General features: G+C 60.6%; 18 protein-coding genes. 11 read left to right on the forward strand and 7 right to left on the reverse strand.

Going from position 1 to position 18,378, the window contains the following annotated elements; genetic code table 11:
* Positions 1 to 2: 2 nt before the first annotated feature.
* Both FFR93_RS35165 and FFR93_RS35170 read right to left on the reverse strand, forming a co-directional pair.
* Entirely contained in the window at positions 3 to 839 is an 837-nt protein-coding gene (locus FFR93_RS35165; RefSeq protein WP_138396570.1) for a carbohydrate ABC transporter permease, read from the reverse strand.
* Positions 836 to 1,792, reverse strand: a complete 957-nt coding sequence (locus FFR93_RS35170; protein WP_138396571.1) for a sugar ABC transporter permease — start codon at positions 1,790 to 1,792, stop codon at positions 836 to 838. Before FFR93_RS35170 ends, FFR93_RS35165 begins: the two co-directional genes overlap by 4 nt.
* 217 nt (positions 1,793 to 2,009) lie before the next feature.
* Here FFR93_RS35170 and FFR93_RS35175 point away from each other — a divergent pair, with 217 nt between their 5' ends.
* The 4 genes from FFR93_RS35175 to FFR93_RS35190 all read left to right on the forward strand — a co-directional run bounded on the left by FFR93_RS35175 (position 2,010) and on the right by FFR93_RS35190 (position 6,821).
* On the forward strand, positions 2,010 to 3,803 hold the full coding sequence (locus FFR93_RS35175) for a heparinase II/III family protein (protein ID WP_138396572.1): 1,794 nt from the start codon (positions 2,010 to 2,012) through the stop codon (positions 3,801 to 3,803).
* A gap of 52 nt (positions 3,804 to 3,855) precedes the next feature.
* Positions 3,856 to 4,701, forward strand: coding sequence for a carbohydrate-binding protein (locus FFR93_RS35180; RefSeq protein ID WP_138396573.1), 846 nt, complete (start codon positions 3,856 to 3,858; stop codon positions 4,699 to 4,701).
* A 61-nt stretch (positions 4,702 to 4,762) separates the two neighbouring features.
* Positions 4,763 to 5,431: a response regulator gene (locus FFR93_RS35185; protein ID WP_064709644.1), complete on the forward strand. Its 669-nt coding sequence runs from the start codon at positions 4,763 to 4,765 to the stop codon at positions 5,429 to 5,431.
* Positions 5,421 to 6,821, forward strand: coding sequence for a sensor histidine kinase (locus FFR93_RS35190; protein WP_138396574.1), 1,401 nt, complete (start codon positions 5,421 to 5,423; stop codon positions 6,819 to 6,821). The genes FFR93_RS35185 and FFR93_RS35190 overlap by 11 nt, the downstream gene beginning before the upstream one ends.
* 90 nt (positions 6,822 to 6,911) lie before the next feature.
* Here FFR93_RS35190 and FFR93_RS35195 read toward each other — a convergent pair whose 3' ends face one another.
* From FFR93_RS35195 to FFR93_RS35210, 4 genes are all read right to left on the reverse strand, one after another.
* Positions 6,912 to 7,793 carry an ABC transporter permease gene (locus FFR93_RS35195; protein WP_138396575.1) on the reverse strand — a complete coding sequence of 294 codons (882 nt, stop codon included), beginning with the start codon at positions 7,791 to 7,793 and terminating at the stop codon, positions 6,912 to 6,914.
* An 11-nt stretch (positions 7,794 to 7,804) separates the two neighbouring features.
* Positions 7,805 to 8,623 (reverse strand): ABC transporter ATP-binding protein, encoded by an 819-nt coding sequence (locus FFR93_RS35200; protein ID WP_064709641.1) that lies wholly within the window; start codon positions 8,621 to 8,623, stop codon positions 7,805 to 7,807.
* Positions 8,624 to 8,717: 94 nt separating this feature from the next.
* A complete protein-coding gene (locus tag FFR93_RS35205) occupies positions 8,718 to 9,731 on the reverse strand; it encodes an ABC transporter substrate-binding protein (protein WP_138396576.1) in 1,014 nt (337 codons plus the stop codon).
* 268 nt (positions 9,732 to 9,999) lie between these two features.
* The gene (locus FFR93_RS35210; RefSeq protein WP_064709639.1) at positions 10,000 to 10,728 is read right to left on the reverse strand and encodes a FadR/GntR family transcriptional regulator; all 729 of its coding nucleotides are present in this window, start codon (positions 10,726 to 10,728) and stop codon (positions 10,000 to 10,002) included.
* A 294-nt stretch (positions 10,729 to 11,022) separates the two neighbouring features.
* Between FFR93_RS35210 and FFR93_RS35215 the strand changes: the two genes are divergently transcribed.
* Together FFR93_RS35215 and FFR93_RS35220 are read left to right on the forward strand one after the other, a co-directional pair.
* Positions 11,023 to 11,283, forward strand: a complete 261-nt coding sequence (locus FFR93_RS35215) for a ribbon-helix-helix domain-containing protein (protein ID WP_064709638.1) — start codon at positions 11,023 to 11,025, stop codon at positions 11,281 to 11,283.
* Entirely contained in the window at positions 11,283 to 11,558 is a 276-nt protein-coding gene (locus tag FFR93_RS35220; protein ID WP_138396598.1) for a type II toxin-antitoxin system RelE/ParE family toxin, read from the forward strand. The genes FFR93_RS35215 and FFR93_RS35220 overlap by 1 nt, the downstream gene beginning before the upstream one ends.
* 6 nt (positions 11,559 to 11,564) lie before the next feature.
* Here the strand turns inward: FFR93_RS35220 and FFR93_RS35225 are convergent, their stop codons facing one another.
* Positions 11,565 to 12,572: a LacI family DNA-binding transcriptional regulator gene (locus FFR93_RS35225; protein ID WP_138396577.1), complete on the reverse strand. Its 1,008-nt coding sequence runs from the start codon at positions 12,570 to 12,572 to the stop codon at positions 11,565 to 11,567.
* A 207-nt stretch (positions 12,573 to 12,779) separates the two neighbouring features.
* Between FFR93_RS35225 and FFR93_RS35230 the strand changes: the two genes are divergently transcribed.
* From FFR93_RS35230 to FFR93_RS35250, 5 genes are all read left to right on the forward strand, one after another.
* On the forward strand, positions 12,780 to 14,102 hold the full coding sequence (locus FFR93_RS35230; protein ID WP_138396578.1) for an alpha-L-fucosidase: 1,323 nt from the start codon (positions 12,780 to 12,782) through the stop codon (positions 14,100 to 14,102).
* Positions 14,103 to 14,150: 48 nt separating this feature from the next.
* Positions 14,151 to 15,374, forward strand: coding sequence for a sugar ABC transporter substrate-binding protein (locus FFR93_RS35235; RefSeq protein WP_138396579.1), 1,224 nt, complete (start codon positions 14,151 to 14,153; stop codon positions 15,372 to 15,374).
* Between the two features lie 67 nt (positions 15,375 to 15,441).
* On the forward strand, positions 15,442 to 16,368 hold the full coding sequence (locus tag FFR93_RS35240; RefSeq protein ID WP_138396599.1) for a sugar ABC transporter permease: 927 nt from the start codon (positions 15,442 to 15,444) through the stop codon (positions 16,366 to 16,368).
* Positions 16,358 to 17,242: a carbohydrate ABC transporter permease gene (locus FFR93_RS35245; protein ID WP_138396580.1), complete on the forward strand. Its 885-nt coding sequence runs from the start codon at positions 16,358 to 16,360 to the stop codon at positions 17,240 to 17,242. Before FFR93_RS35240 ends, FFR93_RS35245 begins: the two co-directional genes overlap by 11 nt.
* Positions 17,243 to 17,436: 194 nt before the next feature.
* The gene (locus FFR93_RS35250) at positions 17,437 to 18,366 is read left to right on the forward strand and encodes a substrate-binding domain-containing protein (RefSeq protein ID WP_138396581.1); all 930 of its coding nucleotides are present in this window, start codon (positions 17,437 to 17,439) and stop codon (positions 18,364 to 18,366) included.
* The last annotated feature ends 12 nt before the right edge of the window (positions 18,367 to 18,378 follow it).

Consider the following 18,378-nt stretch of genomic DNA (forward strand, 5'->3'; position numbering starts at 1 on the left):
TTTTAACCCTTCAGTCCGGTCGAGGCGATGCCTTCGACGAAGAAGCGCTGCAGAGAGAGGAAGACGACGAGAACCGGGATGAGGGCGACGACGGAGGCCGCCATGATCAGCCCGTATTCGGCCGAATATTGCGAAATGAACATGCGCAGGCCGATCTGGACGGTCTTCAGCTCCGTCTTGGTGAGATAGATCATCGGCCCGAGAAAGTCGTTCCAGGTGCTGACGAAGGTGAAGATCGTCAAGGTCGAGAGCGCGGGCTTCGACAGCGGCAGCATGATGCGCGCCCAGATCTGGTATTCATTCATGCCGTCGATGCGGGCCGCCTCGCAGAGCTCAGTCGGGATCGACATGTAGAACTGGCGCATCAGGAAGACGCCGAAGGCGGTGAAGGCCTGAAGGCAGATCAGCGCCAGATGCGTGTTGTTGAGGCCGAACTCGCGCATCAGCAGGAATTGCGGCACCATATAGACCTGCCAGGGCATGGCGATGGTGGCGATGTAGCCGAGGAACAGCGTGTTCTTGTAGGGGAAGTTCAGCTTGGCGAAGGCATAGGCCGCAAAGCTGGAAGTCACAAGCTGCAGCAGCGTGACGATGATCGTCAGCTTCGAGGTGTTGTAGATGAAAAGCGCAAGCGGGATCTTCGTCCAGATATCAACGTAATTCTGCCATTGCGGCTGCGACGGTATCCACTCGATCGGGAAGGCAAAGACGTCGCGGCTGAGCTTCAGGGAGGCCGACAGCATCCAGGCGAAAGGCATCAGCATGACTACGGTCACGGTGATGACGATGGCATAGAGGAGGACCGTTTTGGCGGTTACTTTGCGCCCAGCGATCCTCATGCTTCGTCCTCCCGCTGGCGGCGGAACTGGAAGATGGTGACGGCAAGCACGAGGAAGAACAGCACCAGCGAAACCATGCTGGAATAACCGAGATCCCAGGAAATGAAGGCTTCGTTATAGATGTGGTAGACGAGAACCAGCGTCGAGGTGCCGGGGCCGCCCTGGGTGATCATGTAGATCTGGTCGAACACCTTGAAGGACTGGATGGTCAGCATGACGGTGACGAAGAAGGTCGTCGCCCCGAGCTGCGGGACGGTGACATGGATGAACTTCTGCCAGGAATTGGCGCCATCGAGATCGGCGGCCTCGTAGAGTTCGGAATTGATGCCCTGGAGACCGGCCAGATAGATGACCATGTAATAGCCCATGTTCTTCCAGATGCCGAAGAGGATCACCGTCACCATCGCCCAGTGGCGGTCGGCCGCCCATCCGGGCATGTTCTTGGGATCGAGGCCGAGCGTGTAGAGGATCATGTTCACCGGCCCCATCTCGGGGTTGAAGATCATGTTCCAGACCACCGCTACGGCGACCAGCGAGGCGACATAGGGGAAGAACATCGCCGTGCGGAAGAAATTGCGCCCGGCGATCTTCTGGTTGAGGAGGACGGCGAGGCCGAGCGCGCAGAGCAATGTCGCCGGCACTGAGGCGACCGTATAGATGATCGTGTTCCAGAAGGCCGCGATGAAGGCCTTATCTTCAAACAGGCGCCAGAAATTGTCGAGGCCGGCAAAAGTGATCGCATTCGAGCCGTCCCAATGCATGAAAGCAAGCGCGAAGGCGAAGAGGATCGGCCCGAGCGTGAAGACCGCGAAGCCGAGGAAATTCGGCGCTATGAAAGAATAAGCGACGAGCGCGCTGCGGATCTTGCGCTGCCGTTTGGACAAGACGGCGACCTTCCGGTCAGAAGTTGCCGGGGCGCGATCAGTCGCGATGACCGAATTCGATATGGACACCGATGCCTTCCTCCTGGGCGGATCTTCTGCGGCTGACGATTGCGGATCCTCTGCCGACCGCCGCAGCTCTCCCTCCGATCAACGGCATAACACATATCCGGCACTGGTCAAACAAGTTCTGAATAGATCATACAAATTTTATGGCAGACGCCGGAAACATATGATAGGTGAGTATGAGCCACACGGCTGTGGAGGCTTTTACAGTGCCGGGAGGAACATGTTCAGCGAGATTGCAGGAGATCTGCCGGACAGCTTGGGTGACTTCATGCCAGGAGCGGTTTCTTGCGATCGCGAACGATGGAGTGCGGTGCCGAAGGCGATGCGCGAGGCGGTCATTTGCGACGCCGAGGCCACACTTGCGCGGGCATGGCCTCTGATCAGGGCTTCGGATTACCGAGAATACTCTGCGAACGGCAATCGCTCGCGTTTTGAGGAGCTTTATTTCACCAGGCGGCGGATGCTCAATGATGTGGTGCTGGGCGAACTCGTCGAAGGCGATGGACGGTTCCTGCCGAAGATCATTGATGGCATCTTCCTGATCGCGGAGGAGAGCGGCTGGCAGCTTCCGGCGCACAACGCCTACGAACGCGGTGGCCCGCGGCTGCCGCTTCCCGACAATTCGCAGCCCATCATAGACCTCTTCGCCGCCGAAACGGCAGCCCTGCTCGCAACGATCGTCGCCCTGCTGGGCGATGCGCTCGATCGCGTCAGCCCTGAGATCACTGCACGAGCGGGGCGCGAGATCGAGGGCCGCATTCTCTTGCCGTATCTCGGTCGGCATTTCTGGTGGATGGGCCGCGGCAATGAGAAGATGAACAATTGGACTGCCTGGATTACCCAGAACGTCCTGGTGGCGACCTTTTCCTTGAAGACCGATCAGGCGACGCGCCGGGCGATTGTTGAGAAGGCGCTCGCCAGCCTCGATGCTTTCCTGAAGGACTATGCCGAGGATGGAGCCTGTGAGGAGGGCGTGCTCTACTATCGCCACGCTGCCCTTTGCCTCCATGGCGCCCTGACCGTTCTGGACGCCGCGGCACCGGGCCTCTTTGCCACGATCTGGCAGCAGCCGAAGATCCGGAACATGGCCGAATATATCGCCGACATGCATGTGGCCGGCCACAATTTTTTCAACTTTGCTGATTCCTCCGCGGTCGTCGAGCCTTGCAGCGCACGGGAATATTTGTTCGGAAAAGCAGTCGGTTCGCAGATGCTGGCGGACTTCGCTGCAGCCGACAGGGCCGAGGCGGAACGCCCGCACCTTCCTGGGGAATGGAACCTCTGGTATCGCGTGCAGGAACTACTGGCCGGGCCGCAGATCCGTGTCGTCGAGCCGCGTCCGCTGCCGCGCCGGGACATTTTTTATCCCGGCATCGGTCTGTTTGTCGCTCGCGACCAGCGGTTCTCGCTTGCGGTCAAGGGCGGCAACAATGGCGAGGGGCATAATCACAACGACGTCGGCAGCGTGACCCTCTACAAGGATGGGCGCCCATTCCTGATCGACGTCGGCGTCGAGACCTACACGGCAAAGACCTTTTCGCCGCGGCGCTACGAGATCTGGACGATGCAGTCGGCTTATCACAACCTGCCGACATTCGAGGGCATCATGCAGTCCGCCGGCGAAGCTTTCGGCGCGCGCGATGTCGAAACTGAATTCAGTGAGAAACTGGCGCGGATATCCCTCGACATCTCGGGCGCCTATCCGGTGGAAGCGAAACTGCGCAACTATCGGCGTGCCGTCTCCTTGGTACGCGGCCGCCATGTCGAGATCGTCGATGGCTATGACGGCGACAGGGCGGCGGTTTTGTCGCTGATGACATGCCTGCCGCCGACGATCGCCCCGGGCAGGATCGATCTTGCCGATCTTGGCAGCATTTTAGTCGACGGCGCCGGGCCGATCGAAATCGACGAGATCGCCGTGAATGATATCAGGTTGAGATCGGCTTGGCCCGAGAAGCTCTATCGATTGCGCGTTCCGCTTGCCGGGAAGCTCCTGAAATTGCTGATAAGTTAGATAGTTAGAGCGTGATGCTGTCTGAGTGCATCAGGCTCTGAGGAGGGCGAACATGGAATTGACGCTGAAGATCGTGGATGCCGACGGGTTCGTATTGGCAAGCGCCACAGGGCAGGATGAGACGTTCCTGGTCTATCGCCAAAGCTATCGCGAGGGCGAACGGGTGATTTTGGAAGTCTCCAGACCCGGACATGTCTACCTCGCGCTGGACAGTGCGATCCAGCCCAGCCTTGTCTATATGAAGGAATGCTCCTACGCGCTTGCGGTGCCTTTCGGCGACAAGCGCAAATCCTATTCCCCGAACGCATTCAGAGGCGATATCCACCGGCTGTCCGTGCGCTGCGCGCGCCCCGACGAGATCGCCCATCGGCGGAATCTTGCGCTCAATCCCTGGGACGATCACGCCAACCGGGCGTTATTTCCCCATGCGCGCGCCAATGTCGAAACCCGGGGCGAAGCGGTCTTTGCCGCTAGAAACGCCATCGACGGCGAAAAGGCCAATGACGATCATGGCTTCTGGCCCTATACGAGCTGGGGCATCAATCGCGATCCGCAAGCGGCTCTGACGGTGGAGTTCGGCAGGCCGGTCGGCGTCGACGAGATCGTCTTCTACCTCCGGGCGGACTTCCCGCATGATTCCTGGTGGAAAGAGGTGAGCGTCACCTTATCGAGCGGCAAGACCTGTCGTTTTCCGCTGGCCAAATCGGGCGCCGCGCAGCGTTTTGCCATTGAGCCTTGCGTCATCGAATGGATTGAGCTGCATGGCCTCATCAAGGCTGAGGACATCTCCCCATTTCCTGCGCTGACGCAGATCGAAATCTGGGGTGCGGAGGCGTCTGGTGCCGGAGACCGGAACGCCGCTGCCGCTGTCGCCGAGGGCGAGACCGAGCGCGCTTAGGCGCCGGTCGACACACATCGCACGCTTTCGCCAAGCCCTCGGCACATGCTAAGGGGGACGGATGAGACTGCTTGTGGTGGAGGACAACAAGGATTTGGCGGCCTGGCTGGGCAAAGCCCTGCGGCAGGCGCAGTATGCGATCGACATTGCCCATGATGGCGAGGATGCCGAGCATATGCTGAAGGTGGCGGAGTATTCCGCGATGATCCTCGACCTTTCGCTGCCCAAGCTCGACGGAATGACGCTTCTGAAGCGGCTGAGGCAGTCCGGCAGCAAACTGCCGGTCATCATCCTGACCGCGAATGCGAGCCTGGACGGCCGTGTGGCGGGGCTCGATACCGGCGCCGACGACTATCTCGCCAAGCCCTTCGAAATCGCCGAACTTGAAGCGAGGATTCGCGCGGTGGTGCGCCGGGGGCAGGATCGGGCATCGTCGGAAATCACTGTCGGAAATCTGCGCTTTTCCGGTGGGACACGGCAGTTCTTCGTTGAAGACGAGCCACTGCAGCTGACGCCACGGGAATATGCCGTTCTCGAACAGCTCGTCATGAAGATGGGCAACACGGTCTCCAAAGCTGCTCTGTCTGAAAGTGTCTTCGGTTTCGACGACGAAGCCGATCCGAGCGCCATCGAAATCTACGTGCATCGGCTGCGAAAGAAACTCGAGATCAGTTCGGTTCAGATCGCAACGCTGCGCGGGCTCGGTTATCTCCTCAGACATGTCGAATAGCGTCGGCACCAAAATAGGCGCGACGTTCGCGCGGCTCAGCCGGAGCCTGAGGGTGCAATTGCTCTGCTGGGTGCTGCTGACGCTGCTCGGCGCGATCGGCTTTAATCTTTACGACAGTTTCTGGACGGCTGACGCCACGGCAAAGCTGGTGGCGGATCGAACGCTTCTGGCCTCGGCCCGCGTCATCGCCGAGGCCGTCCGTGTCGACGAGGGCGGCAATGTCCAGGTGGACGTGCCGCCGGCCGCGCTCGAGATGTTCGATACCGGCTTCGGTGATCGGGTGTTTTACCAGGTCATTACCGTGTGGGGCAATCTGGTCAGCGGCTTTCCCGACCTGCCGTTGCCGGCCGTCCAGCGGGTGGGAGAGGATCGCGCCTTCCACGGCGCCGGAGTGCGCGTCCTGATGCTCGACCATCCCGTCGTCGGCCTACCCAATGACGGTACCATTTCCGTGACCGTCGCCGTGACCCATAACAGCCAGTATGCGATGCGAAGGCAGCTGTGGCTTTCGGACTTTTCCAAACAATTCGTACTCGTCTTCGCCGCAAGCCTGGTGACCATCCTCGGCCTGCAACGGGGCCTCGCGCCAGCGCTCAGGCTGAGGGACGCTTTGCGCCATCGCGGCCGCAACCGTCTTGATCCCCTGCCGCCCGAAATGGTGCAAAGCGAGCTGCAACCGCTCGTCCTTGCGCTGAACGATTACATGGAGCGCGTCCAGAGCCAGATGGCGGCGCAGCGACGCTTTGTGTCGAATGCAGCGCATCAGCTCCGAACGCCGCTGGCCCTGATTTCGACGCAGGCAAGCGTGGCGTCCCGCGAAGGCGATCCGTCGCGCCGCGATGAGGCGCTTGCCGCCCTTCGCAGCAGCACGCGTCAGATTTCACGGCTCGCCAGCCAGCTCCTGACCTTGTCGCGAGCCGAGCCCGGAAGCCGTCGCCCCCGCAGCGACGCGACCGATCTCAGCAAGGCTGCCCGCGAAATCCTGGAGGCCTATGCCGAAGAGGCGTTGAGGCGCAACCTCGATCTTGGTCTGGAGGCGGATCGCTCTGTCATCGTCGAGGGTGACGGGACGATGCTGCGGGAGATGCTGGTCAACCTCATCGACAACGCGATCCGATATACCAGCGTCGGTGGACGGGTGACCGTCACGGTCGGGCAGGCGGACGGCGACGCCATCGTCACTGTCGAGGACAATGGACCCGGTATTCCGAGCGTCGAGCGCGAGCAGGTGTTTGAACGCTTTTACCGGATCATCGGGACCGAAAGCGAGGGCAGCGGCTTGGGACTTGCGATCGTTCGGGAAGTCGTCGAAGGGACGGGAGGTTCGGTTTTGCTCGGGGATGCCGAAGGCGGTGGTCTCATCGTCACCGTGCGGCTTCCGCTCGCATAGGCCCGAGGCCTCGTGAGCCTCTCAAATGAAGAAGGCCGGACATGGAGCCCGGCCTTCGCTTCGATCTGCCTTGGGAGGAGGTCGATCTGATTACTGCGTATCGAGGTGCTGCTGCGGACGCCACTTTGCCAGGCGGTTCTCGATCAATGTCATGATGTATTCCGCAACAAGCGTGACGACCATGACGAGGAGGATTGCCGCGAACATGCCGGCGGCGTCGAAGGTTCCCTTCGCGATCGAAATAAGCTGGCCGATGCCGAAGCGGGCGCCGACGAATTCGCCGACGATCGCGCCGATGATCGCAAAGCCGAAAGAGACATGCAGGCTGGCGAATATCCAGCTCATTGCCGACGGAATGACGACGGTGCGCGTTACCTGCCAGTCGGAAGCGCCGAGGATGCGGGCATTGGCGATCATATTGCGGTCGGCTTCGCGCACGCCCTGGAAGGCATTGGCGAAGACGACGAAGAACACCATGATGAAGGCGAGAGCCACCTTGGACGGCAGGCCGAGACCCATGATCATGATGAAAATCGGGGCTAGCACCACGCGGGGGATCGAGTTGATCGCCTTGATGTAGACGGAAAAGATATCCGACAGGAAGCGGTTGCGGCCAAGGCCGATGCCGACGAAGACGCCGGTGATCGAGCCTGCGAAAAAGCCGATCAGCGCCTCCTCCATCGTCACCCACAGATTATACCAGAGCGAGCCTTCGGTGGTGCCCTCGGTCGCCCATTCGTAGAGACGCTCAAGGACGCCGCTCGGGCTCGAATAGAAGAAGGGGTCGATCCACTGCATGTTGGAGGAGAGCTCCCACATGCCGATCACGAGGACCAGGATGGTGATCTGCCAGAAGCGCACCAGCGTGTTGCGCCGGCGTATCGCCTTCAGCGCTGAAGCTTCGATCTCGGCATCCGACGTGCCCGCGCGAAACAGGGTGGCCGAACCGGCCTCAAATGTGACGTGTGCCATGATATCCTCCGTCAGGCCGCTTCGCTTGCGCGGCGGTAGCTGGTTTCGACCTCTTCGCGCAGGTCCTCCCAGATCGTCTTGCAATAGTCGATGAAGCTCTGTTCGTAGCGGATTTCCGCCACGACGCGCGGGCGGGGAAGGTCGATCGTGTAGACCGATTTGACCGTCGCCGGGCCGGCTGTGAGCACATAGACCTTGTCGGCAAGCGCTACGGCCTCTTCGAGATCATGGGTGACAAACACCACCGAGGCCTTGCGCTCCGCCCAAAGCTTCAGGAGTTCCTCATGCATGACGGTGCGGGTCTGCACGTCGAGTGCCGAGAAGGGCTCATCCATCAGCAGGATTTCCGGTTCGTTGATGAAGGTCTGCGCCAGCGAGACGCGTTTGCGCATGCCGCCGGAAAGCTGATGGGGATAGTGGTGCAGGAATTTCGAAAGGCCGACGCGGGCCAGCCAGTCGCGGGCGCTTCTTTCCGCCTCGGCGTGCGACTTGCCGCGAAACAGCGGGCCGGCCATCACGTTGTCGATTACGTTTTTCCAGGGGAAAAGCGCGTCGGTCTGGAACGCGAAGCCGACGCGCGGGTCGATGCCGGTGATCGGGCCTCCCATCAGCCGGACTTCACCGGCCGAAGGGCGGGCAAGGCCGGTCACGAGGTTGAGCGTCGTCGACTTGCCGCATCCTGTGGGGCCGACGACGGCGACGAACTCGCCGCGGGCGACAGTCATGTTGAAATCGCGGAGCGCCGTCAGGGACTTGCCGGTTGGCGAAACGAAACGCCGGCTGACGTTGATCAGCTCGATCGCCGGGATTTGGTTCTTTTCATGTTGCATGAGGATACCTGAGGCGTGCTTCGGGCGTGTGCACGCAATGCCCATGGACCAAGTAGAAGCCGCTTCCGGTTGCAGCCGGAAGCGGCGCGACGCGTTACTTGACGTTCTTGACGAATTCCGTCGTGTAGGTCTTGGAAAGGTCGATCTGCTTGCCCTTGACGTTCTTGGAGAACTCCGAAAGCACGGCAAGCACGGTCCTGGGGCCGTCTTCCGGCATGACGCCATCGGCGGTGAACATGCCCTTGCCCTCTTCGAGAGCCTTGACGTAGCCGTCCTTGTCGCCGACGTAGAAGTCCTTCGGCATCTTCTCCGCGATCTCGGCGGCGGAATGCGTGTTGATGTATTTCAGCGTCTTGACGAAGGCATTGGCGAGCTTCTGCGCCTCGTCCTTGTGGGCGTCGACCCAGGAGGTTTCCATGTAGAGCGAGGCGGCCGGATAGGTGCCGCCGAGCGCCTTGCGGGTCGCTTCGACCGTGCGCATGTCGACAAGGACGCTCGCTTCGGCCGTCTTGATCAGGCGTGAGATCGTCGGATCGGTCGTCATGCCGGCCTGGATCTGATCCTGCTGCATAGCGGCGATGAACGTGCCGCCGGCGCCGACCGGAATGGTGACGACGTCGCCGGGCTTCAGGCCGGCCTTCGAGGCCATGAACAGCGTCAGGAAGTTGGTGGACGAGCCGAGGCCGGTGACGCCGAGGCTCTTGCCCTTGAAGTCGGCCGGCGACTTGATCTCGGGATGTTTGCTCGAAACCATCTCGACCTCGCCCGGCGCCTGGCTGAACTGGACGATGGATTCGACGAACTTGCCCTTGGCCTGGAGGTCCACACAGTGGTCGTAGAAGCCGACGACACCCTGCACGGCGCCTGCCAGAAGCTGGTTTTCGGCGTCGACGCCGGCGGCTTCATTGAGCAGTTCGACGTCGAGACCTTCATCTTTGAAATAGCCGAGGGATTCGGCGAGCTTGGCGGGCAGATAGATCTGCTTCTCATAGCCGCCGACCATGATGGTGATCTTGTCGGCTGCACGGGTGGCTGTGCTCGCGAGGGATGCCGCGGCCAGCAGCGCGGAAAAAGCGACGGTATGGAAAAGGCTGCGTGAAGAACGCATGAGATCTCCTCCTGGTTTTGCCTGCATCGTCGTCCGGCCACTTTGACCGTTGCCTCCACGATGCTGCCCCTTCCTATGACGTCGAAGCTTTCAACTAGCTTTCAGCCGCAGACACGCAAACGGCCGATCGCACCAACTTGATGCGTGTTGTTCAGAGCCTTTACAATAGGGCGAATTTGCGCAAATCCGCCAGGAGCACCGATCCCCGACCGGTGCGTTCGGATTGCGGGCTAGAAAAGCTCGCCGCCCGCGGAGCTTCTTGATCGCTTCAACTCGAAAAGCTTCGCAGATCCTTCAGCAGGTTTCGGTACCTTGCCTGGCTGCCGACGAGATGGTCGCGCATGGCGTTGCGGGCGGCCTGGTCATCCCTGTCGGAGATCGCGACGATGATCGCTTCGTGTTCCCTGTGGATCAGTTTACGATAGGCGGTCTGCTCGGCTGTCCGCGTTTCAGGAACGACCCTCGATTGCGGGATGATCGCCATGCCTTGGGATTCGAGGAAATGCTTGAACAGGGGATTGTTCGTCGCCTCGGCAATGGCAATGTGCAGCTCGAGATCCGCCTCTCGGATCGATTGGTCGGTTTCGATGCACCGGAGGATTTTCCGGTGGCATTCGAAGATTGCTTCCTCCTGCGCCGGCGAACGGCGCAAGGCGGCGAGCCCTGCCGCCTCGATTTCGACGGGCGTCCGGATTTCCAGCACTTCCAGATCGGAGGCGACGCGGGCCTTGTCGACTTTGCGTCCCGACTGACCCGGGTCGGCTCCGATCACGAAAATGCCCGCGCCCTGGCGCACCTCGACCAGGCCATCGGAACGGAGGGCGGCCACGGCCTCCCGCACTACGGTCCTGCTGACGCTGTGCGTCTCCGTCAGCTCATGCTCGCTCGGAAGCTTGTCGCCAGCGGCATATTGGCCGCTAGTGATCGCTTGCCGCAGGCTCTCGCCAACCTGTGAGACCAGCGACCCCGAGCCCCTGCTGCGATCCTTCCCCTGCATAGCCACGCCTCGACTCCCGATCGGCTTCGATCCGGAAACCGTTCATACCTGCGGCTTTCCGAAATTTACGATTCATCACACATGTATGACAAATACTAAGATCTTTCAATGGATGGGGTCGAGGCTCTTCTTTTGATTGCTTCACCGGCCGACGAAAATCCGTCATTGTGTTTCGCAACTCTCGATGCTGGGTAATCTTGCTAAGGAGTCTCAGCCGGCTTCATGACGTACAGGTGCTGGAGATAATCAAAATTAATCGCTATGATCATGGATGATTAATCTTGGGAGTTTTCGATGGAGACCAAAGTTCTCACCGCTCATGTTCCGCTGCCGCTTGCGCAGAAGGTCGATCAACTCGCAATGCGGCTCGAGCGTTCGCGCGGCTGGATCGTCAAGCAGGCCCTGACTGCATGGATTGATCAGGAAGAGGAGCGCCGGCGTTTGACACTTGAGGCGCTGGCCGACGTGGATGGCGGCAACATTGTCGATCATCAGTCTGTTCAAGCGTGGGCAGACAGTCTTGATAGTGACGAGCCGATTTCGTTGCCCCGGTGATGGAAGTCAACTGGACGCGCAAAGCGGTCTCGGACATTGCCCGCCTATATGACTTTCTCTCCCCTGTCGACCGGCGGGCTGCGGCCCGTACCGTGCAGGCGCTGACGGCCGCGCCTGCTCGTTTGATGGAGCAGCCGCGTCTCGGCGAGCGGCTCGAGGAGTTCGATCCCCGTGAGGTTCGCCGAATTCTCGTCGGCCGTTATGAGCTGCGCTACGAAATCCAGCAGTCGACAATCTATGTATTGCGGCTTTGGCATACGCGTGAGGATCGGTAGAGTTCCTCACAGCCGTCTGGTCGACTCTCCGCGCACGAATCTTGGTGTCAGGATGAAATCCTGTGGCGGCTCAGCGGCGGCCTCCGGGCTTGCGATCCTTGCCAGCAGTCGCTGCGCCGCCAGCTCCCCGAGCTTCTGCGCATCCTGCACGACCATGGTAATGCGCGGCGTGATGACGTTGCTCCAGGGCACGTCGTCGACCATTGCCAGCGATACGTCGTCGGGACAGCGGAAGCCCATCTCCTGCATGACCTGGAGGGTTGCCAGCCCCATCATGTTGTTGGCGCCGATGATGGCGGTCGGCCGGTCGCGGCGGGTGAGCAAGCGCATCGCCTGCGTATGGCCGCCGGTCCTGGTATAGCCGCCCTCGACGACAAGCGAAGGGTCGACCTCCACGCCGGCGCTGTCCATCGTATCGATGAAACCTTTCAGGCGTTCGTCGGCGGTGTGCAGGCCGCTTGGACCCGAGATGAAGGCGATACGCCGATGGCCGAGTTGCAGCAGGTGCTCGGTCAGGATGGTTGTGGTCAGCGGATTGTCGGAACCAATGAAATCGCGCTCGGCACCCTCGACCTTCTGGTCGAACATCACGATCGGCGTCTTGAAATCGCGCAGGAAGGTGGCGTATTCCTCGCCGTGCCCGTTTGCAGCCAAAGCGATGCCGGCGATCTTCTGGGCCTGCAGCCGCTCCAGCAGCGCCCGTTCGAGATCGGCCCTGCCGGAGGAGTCGGCGATCAGCACGAAATAGCCGTGGTCGAGCGCCTGGTGTTCGATCTCCCGGCGGATGTCGCCGAAGAACATGTTGCTGAGATTAGCCGAAACGAACCCGATCAGCGAGCTGCGCCCGCGCGCCAGCGTCTGGGCCACCGGATCGATGCGGTAGCCGGTTGATTTGATCGCCTGCTGGATGCGGTCGAGCGTCTCGGCGCCGACCCGTTTCGGGCTGTTGAGCGCGAGCGAGACGGTCGAGATCGAAACCCCCGCCAAGCGCGCGACATCTCGTATGGTGGTCATGTCTGTCGAACCGGTTCTAAAGCTTTCTTTTGTCACTTTTTATTGATCCACGCAACATATCCCGCTCTGTCGCTCAGTTAAGGAGCATTTTCCTCGCGGTTCTGCAATTCGCGGATTTCGGCTTGACAGGCATGGGATCAAGCAAGATGATCAGCCACCGAACCGGTTCGATATGATGTTAAGCCGGAAAACAGGGAGGAGAATCCTGTGACGAGTTCGGAACGCCAGCCGGAAAATCGTGAATCGGCAGGGGCGGGCAAGCACGCCTGGTTCAGCCATGATCGCCTTGGCATGTTCATCCACTGGGGCCTTTATGCTCTGGGAGCGCGGCATGAGTGGCTGAAGAACCGCGAGGAACTCACGCACGAACAATACCAGCGCTATTTCGAGAATTTCGATCCCGATCTCTACGATCCCAGGGAGTGGGCCCGCCGGGCGCGTCTCGCCGGGATGAAATATGTCGTGGTGACGACCAAGCATCACGAAGGTTTCTGCCTCTGGGACAGCAAGGTGACCGACTACAAGGCGCCGAATACGCCCTGCGGCAGTGACCTGCTGACGCCGCTGGTCGAGGCCTTCCGCGCAGAGGGGCTGAAGATCGGCTTCTATTATTCGCTGCTCGACTGGCACCATCCGGATTTCCCGATCGACGTGCACCACCCCTTGCGCAACCATCCCGACGCCAAGGCGCTGAATGCCGGCCGCAACATTGCCAACTACGCCGCCTATATGCGCGAACAGGTGCGCGAGCTTCTGACCGGTTTCGGCCGCATCGACATCATCTGGTTCGATTTCAGCTATCCCCAGCGCGAGTATCGCGGCCTGCCCGGCAAGGGCCGCGTCGATTGGGAAAGCGAGCGCCTGCTTGAGCTGGTGCGTGAGCTGCAGCCCGAAATCATCGTCAACAACCGCCTCGATCTGCCGCCCGGCAAGCTGCCCGACGTGACGACGCCGGAGCAATATACGCCGCGAGTGGCGCCCGCGATCGCGAGCCAGGGTGTGCTTTGGGAAGCCTGCCATACCTTCAGCGGCTCCTGGGGCTATCACCGCGACGAAGACAGCTGGAAGAGCCCGGAGCAGATCATCCAGCTGCTGATCGATTCCGTGGCGCTCGGCGGCAACCTCCTGATGAATGTGGGCCCGACCGGCCGCGGCACCTTCGACGCACGCGCCACCGCTGCGCTCGAAGTCTACCGCAACTGGATGGCCCTCAACGCACGCTCCATCTACGGGGCCGGTCCATCCGAGCTTCCGGCACCGGCCGGCTGCCGCTACACCCAGCGCGGCAACCGCCTCTATCTGCATGTCTATAACTGGCCCTACCGCCACATCCATATCGAGGGCATCGCCGACAGGATCGCCTATGCGCAGTTCCTGCACGATGCCAGCGAAGTGCGCTGGCTCAGCCAGACGAAGGAAGTGGATTCCAATATCGGCGTGATGGTGCCGGAAGGCATGATCACGCTCGAACTGCCGGTCCGGCGACCTGACGTTACCGTCCCGGTGATCGAGATCGTCCTCAAGGCGTGACTCGGTCGCATTCGCGTGTTCATTGCGTCATGGAGGGAGGAGAAACCCATGAAGGTTCTGAAGAAAACGCTTTTGCTTGCCGCAGTCGGCGGCAGCCTCTTTGCCACATCCGCATCGGCCGAACAGATCAACCTGACCTGGCAGATGTGGACCGGTTCCGATGCCGACACCAAGGGCTGGCAGCACCTGGCCGACATGGTGACCGCCAAATACCCCGATATCAAGGTGACGCTGACGACGACGGGCTGGGTCGATTACTGGACACGACTGCCGGTGCTGGCGGCGTCAGGGCAGCTCGCCGATATCGTCTCCATGCAGTCGCTACGCATGCCGAACTTCTATTCACTGCTCGAACCGCTGAACGACCGGATCGAGGCGGATAAATTCGACATCGGCGCCTTTACGCCATCGATCATCGGCGGCATGTCGGTTGACAAACAGCTTTACGGCCTGCCCTATGATGTCGGTCCCTGGGTCGTCTATTATAACCAGGATGCGCTCGAGGCTGCAGGCATTCCGCTGCCGAAGCCGGGCTGGACGCTCGCAGAATTCACCGACGCCGCCAAGAAGCTGACGAAAGACGGCAAGTACGGCTTCGGCATTACCCCGCAGAACTATTCGGTCCTGGCGTCGGCCTGGGGCGACAAATATGTCAATGATGCCGGCGAGCTCGATCTTACCAATCCCGGCGCTATTGCGGCTGCCGACAGGGTGATCGGCTTTGCCGCCAAGGATAAGATCGCGCCGCTGGTGCCGTCGAGCGCTGATGTCGGCACATTCATCCAGGGCCGGTTCAATTCGGGCAACGTCGCCATGTATGTCGACGGACCCTGGTCGATCATCGGCATGAAGGACAAGGCCAAGTTCAAGATCGGTCTCACCACGCTGCCGCGCGCCGATGCCAAGGAGCTCGCTGCGGTCACGGCCGGTTCCGGTTTCGGCATCGCCACGACAAGCAAGAACAAGGACGCTGCCTGGAAGGCGATCCAGGTGCTGACCAGTCCCGAAGCACTGCAGTATCTCGCCGAACAGGGCCGTGCACTCCCGGCGCGCACGGCTTCGCAATCCTCCTGGTACAAGGTGGCGGCCAAGGACATTACCAATGGCGGCGAGGCGCTCGATTATTCGCTGGCGCATTCGGTGCCCTATGTGATCACCAACAACTGGGCGGCGGTGGAAAACCTGTTCAACCAGTATTTCCCGCCGGCCTTCGGCGGCAGCGCCGACGCCAAGCAGACGATGGAATCCATTCAGAGCCTCGCGCAGCAATAGAGTGCCTGCGCGTCCGCAGGGCGCGCTCGCTCTCGACGCGGCAGAAGTTCCGCGCATGGAGGAAGACATGTCGGAAAGCGCCGTTGCCGAAATCACCATGCAGCCCGATCAGCCGCGGCGCTTCCTGATGCCGGAGACGCAAACGGCGATGCTGTTCCTGCTGCCGAGCTTCCTCGGCTTCATGGTCTTCATGGCTCTGCCGATCCTGGCCTCGCTGGCGCTCTCCTTCACCAATTGGCAGCTGCTCTCGACGCCGTCCTTCGTTGGTTTCCAGAATTATATCAAACTCTTCACCGTCGACCCCGCCTTCTACACCATACTGGGCAACACGCTGTTCTTCGCCGTCGAGTACCTTGCGCTCAACATCGTTGTCTCGCTGACGCTCGCGGTCTGGATTTCGAGCCTCAAGCGCGGCAAGGCGATTTTCCGGGTGATCTTCTTCCTGCCGACCTTTACTCCGACGATTGCAGCCTCCGTGGTGTGGCTGCTGATCTTCACTCCCGACGGTCTCGCCGACAGCATCATCCACTCCCTCGGTCTCGGCCTGCCGAATTTCCTGCTGAGCTCGACCTGGGCCATGCAGGCGGTCGTGCTCGTCACACTCTGGGCCAATGTCGGCTATAATGTCGTAATGTTTAACGCCGCGCTCGACCTCGTGCCGAAGCATTATCTCGAAGCGGCGATGATCGACGGCGCTGGTCCCTGGCGGCGCTTCTGGCGCATCCGCCTGCCGCTCATCTCGCCGACCATTTTCTTCGCCACCGTCATGACCGCCATCACCTCGCTGCAGGTCTTCGACGAGATCTTCGCGATGACGCGGGGCGGCCCGGGCTCGGCGACGGCCACTCTGGGTTTCGCAATCTATCAGAAGGGCTTCACCAATTTTCAGATGGGCTATGCCTCCGCACTCGCCTGGGTGATGTTCGTCATGATCATGGCGCTTACCATCCTACAGTTCCACATGCAGCGCCAATGGGTCCATTATGACGACTGAACCGACTTCGCAGCATCCCTATTCCCTGGCGCAGAACCGCCATCGCCTGTTGCGACGCATCGGTGCCTTCTTCAACTACGCCGCACTTTCGCTGATCGCGCTGCTTTTCCTCTTTCCCTTCTTCTGGATGGTGTCGAATGCGGTGCGTTCCAACACGGAAGTGCTGGCCGTGCCGGTCCGCATCCTCCCCGAGGAATATCATTGGGAAACCTTCGTCGAAGCTCTGGTTGCCCTGCCGTTCGGAACGTTCCTGTTGAATTCCTTCATCGTCGCCTGCGGCGTGACCGCGATCGTGATCGCGGTATCCTGCCTTTCCGCCTATGCCTTCGCCCGGCTGAAGTTTCCCGGCCGCGAGGGGCTGCTGCTTACCTTTCTCAGCACGCTGATGATCCCGCAGGTGATGCTGGTCATCCCGCTCTTTCTTCTGGTTAGCAAGCTCGGCTGGATCAACACCTATCACGGCATGATTCTCCCCGTCGCCTTCTCTTCCTTCGGGACCTTTCTGTTGCGGCAGTTCATCCTAGGCATCCCAAAGGATTTCGACGAGGCGGCGATGATGGACGGGGCCTCGCGCCTGCGCATCCTGATCAGAATCATCATTCCGCTTGCCATGCCCGCGATCGGCCTCCTTTCGCTCTTTACCTTCATCGCCCAGTGGAAGAGCTTCCTGTGGCCGCTGATCGCTACCAGCGGTCTTGATAAGGCCACGCTGCCGCTCGGGCTCACCTTGTTCCAGACCCAGCAGGGCACCGCCTGGAATTACATCATGGCAGGCGCCACCATCTCCATGGTCCCGGGCGTCATCCTGGCCATCGTGCTGCAGAGGGTGATCTATAAAGGCATCACTGTCAGCTCCGGCTTCGGCGGACGATAGCGGCGATTAAACAAAAGCTTGAGCTGTTCGTCCCGAGTTTCCGCGGCGCGGCTCAAGTCCAGTCGGCCGGTGCTGAAGAAGGGGCGGCATTATGAAAAGATCATCCACCGCCGATACTTCTAGCTCCTGTGCGCAAAGTAAAATTTAACCAAAGTTTGAAATAAAGCGGTTCTATCCGAAGCGCAGGGGAATTCATGAAAACGGCCACGCTTGCATCCATCGCCTTGGCGATGTCGGTCTCTGTTGCCAATGCCCAGACGATCGGCGTTTCGATGTCCGATCTAGACAAATTCAGGACGGCGCTTCTGAACGGTGTCGTCACCCATGGGCAGACGGTCTCCGGCCTCAAGTTGGTTACCGAGAACGCAAAGGGCGACAGCGAGCTTCAGAAAAAGCAGGTTCAGAAGCTCATCGTCGACAAGGTCGACGCCATCATCCTGGCCGTTTCCGATGGCGATCTCGGGCCGCAGATGACCAAGATGGCGGCGGATGCCGGCATTCCGCTTGTCTATATCAACAATGTTCCCTCGAACCTCCTGGATCTGCCGGAAAATCAGGTCGTGGTCGCCTCCAATGAAAAGGAATCCGGAACACTGGAGACGAAGCAGGTTTGTACGCTGCTCAAGGGCAGGGGTCGGATCATCGTGCTGATGGGCGAGCCTTTCCACGCGGCCGCCCGTGCCCGCACGCAGGATATCTCGGATGTCATCGCCACGCCCGACTGCAAGGGCCTGGAAATCGTCGAGCGGCAGGCGGCCTATTGGTCACGCGATTATGCCGATCAGCAGATGCAGGAGTGGCTTGCGGCCGGCGTCAAGTTCGATGCTATTATCGCCAACAATGACGAGATGGCGCTCGGCGCGATCCGCGCGATGAAGAAAGCCGGCATGCCGGTGAAGGATGTCGTCGTCGCCGGCGTCGACGCGACCGACGATGCGCTTGCCGCGATGGTGGCTGGCGATCTCGACGTTACCGTTCTCCAGAGCGCTGTCGGACAGGGCGCCGCCGCCGTCGAGGCCGCCGTGAAGCTCGTCAAGAAGGAGAAGGTGCCGCGGGAAAACAACGTTCCCTTCGAACTCGTGACACCTGAGAACATCTCCAAATACCTGCCGAAGAGCCAGTGAGCATAAGAGGCT

This window comes from Rhizobium sp. MHM7A (assembly GCF_005862215.1).
In the GTDB taxonomy this organism is placed as follows: Bacteria; Pseudomonadota; Alphaproteobacteria; order Rhizobiales; family Rhizobiaceae; genus Rhizobium; species Rhizobium bangladeshense.

Excerpts from the sequence above, each read along its gene's own strand:
- FFR93_RS35235 (WP_138396579.1), top strand. The coding sequence starts at position 14,151 with ATGAAGGTTCTGAAGAAAACGCTTTTGCTTGCCGCAGTCGGCGGCAGC.
- FFR93_RS35245 (WP_138396580.1), top strand. The coding sequence starts at position 16,358 with ATGACGACTGAACCGACTTCGCAGCATCCCTATTCCCTGGCGCAGAAC.
- FFR93_RS35210 (WP_064709639.1), bottom strand. The coding sequence starts at position 10,728 with ATGCAGGGGAAGGATCGCAGCAGGGGCTCGGGGTCGCTGGTCTCACAG.
- FFR93_RS35220 (WP_138396598.1), top strand. The coding sequence starts at position 11,283 with ATGGAAGTCAACTGGACGCGCAAAGCGGTCTCGGACATTGCCCGCCTA.
- FFR93_RS35205 (WP_138396576.1), bottom strand. The coding sequence starts at position 9,731 with ATGCGTTCTTCACGCAGCCTTTTCCATACCGTCGCTTTTTCCGCGCTG.
- FFR93_RS35215 (WP_064709638.1), top strand. The coding sequence starts at position 11,023 with ATGGAGACCAAAGTTCTCACCGCTCATGTTCCGCTGCCGCTTGCGCAG.
- FFR93_RS35200 (WP_064709641.1), bottom strand. The coding sequence starts at position 8,623 with ATGCAACATGAAAAGAACCAAATCCCGGCGATCGAGCTGATCAACGTC.
- FFR93_RS35165 (WP_138396570.1), bottom strand. The coding sequence starts at position 839 with ATGAGGATCGCTGGGCGCAAAGTAACCGCCAAAACGGTCCTCCTCTAT.
- FFR93_RS35175 (WP_138396572.1), top strand. The coding sequence starts at position 2,010 with ATGTTCAGCGAGATTGCAGGAGATCTGCCGGACAGCTTGGGTGACTTC.
- FFR93_RS35225 (WP_138396577.1), bottom strand. The coding sequence starts at position 12,572 with ATGACCACCATACGAGATGTCGCGCGCTTGGCGGGGGTTTCGATCTCG.
- FFR93_RS35250 (WP_138396581.1), top strand. The coding sequence starts at position 17,437 with ATGAAAACGGCCACGCTTGCATCCATCGCCTTGGCGATGTCGGTCTCT.
- FFR93_RS35240 (WP_138396599.1), top strand. The coding sequence starts at position 15,442 with ATGTCGGAAAGCGCCGTTGCCGAAATCACCATGCAGCCCGATCAGCCG.
- FFR93_RS35195 (WP_138396575.1), bottom strand. The coding sequence starts at position 7,793 with ATGGCACACGTCACATTTGAGGCCGGTTCGGCCACCCTGTTTCGCGCG.
- FFR93_RS35180 (WP_138396573.1), top strand. The coding sequence starts at position 3,856 with ATGGAATTGACGCTGAAGATCGTGGATGCCGACGGGTTCGTATTGGCA.
- FFR93_RS35185 (WP_064709644.1), top strand. The coding sequence starts at position 4,763 with ATGAGACTGCTTGTGGTGGAGGACAACAAGGATTTGGCGGCCTGGCTG.
- FFR93_RS35190 (WP_138396574.1), top strand. The coding sequence starts at position 5,421 with ATGTCGAATAGCGTCGGCACCAAAATAGGCGCGACGTTCGCGCGGCTC.